This window comes from Psychrobacter sp. T6-1 (assembly GCF_052258445.1).
In genome coordinates this window covers 1-689 of the sequence record NZ_JBQQFC010000709.1, presented here as the reverse complement: position 1 = coordinate 689, position 689 = coordinate 1, and the positions used below count along the sequence as shown (strand labels likewise).

Genomic DNA, 689 nt, shown 5'->3' with positions numbered 1-689 from the left:
CTGCCTTATCAGGTCTATGCTGAGTATGCAGACACGCGAAGTAGTGGCGAGGTCAAAGGCGTATCGTATGATCATTTTCTCTACACCGATGGCTACTATCAGCAGGGCTATCCACTCGGTCATTCCCTTGGCGGCGATGCTGAGAGCGTTGCCGTAGGCGGTAGATTATGGCTTGATAACCGTAATTTTATCAATGCTAAAGTGCAACATGCCAAAGTAAATCAAGCAGATGAAGCTGACAATCAAGCTTTTCCAACAACTGATAAGCTCACTAGTATTGATGTCGCTTGGGAGCATCAATTGCAACCTTTAACCAAGATTACCACAAGACTATGGGCAGTAGACTCTGATACTCAGTCTAGTGATATCGGCGCTGGTATAGGGATTGAGCTCAAAACTTACTAGATCTACGCTCAAATTAAAGAAGACCTACTAAATATTTAGTGGGTCTTTTTTTTGTCTGAATTTAGCGATAATTATTTAGCTCATCAAATATAATTATAAATTTTTCATTAACATAGGTAGACGTGTATTAGTACATAAAGCGTTGATATATTTAATATTAATATGAATTCATTGATAGTATTAGGGGTATTTTTCTATCATAAGTATATAGGTATGTTGCGTTGTTACTAATACAGGTGTATATTCAGTAATATTATATTCTTTTTTGTGAATTTATATATTCA

General features: G+C 36.6%; 1 protein-coding gene. It reads left to right on the top strand.

Annotation, left to right across the window (positions count from 1 at the left end; all coding sequences use genetic code 11):
- Window positions 1-405, top strand: a 405-nt coding sequence (locus ACTXGO_RS15545) for a capsule assembly Wzi family protein (protein ID WP_443575153.1), incomplete at its 5' end; no start/stop codon positions are given.
- Window positions 406-689: the final 284 nt, after the last annotated feature.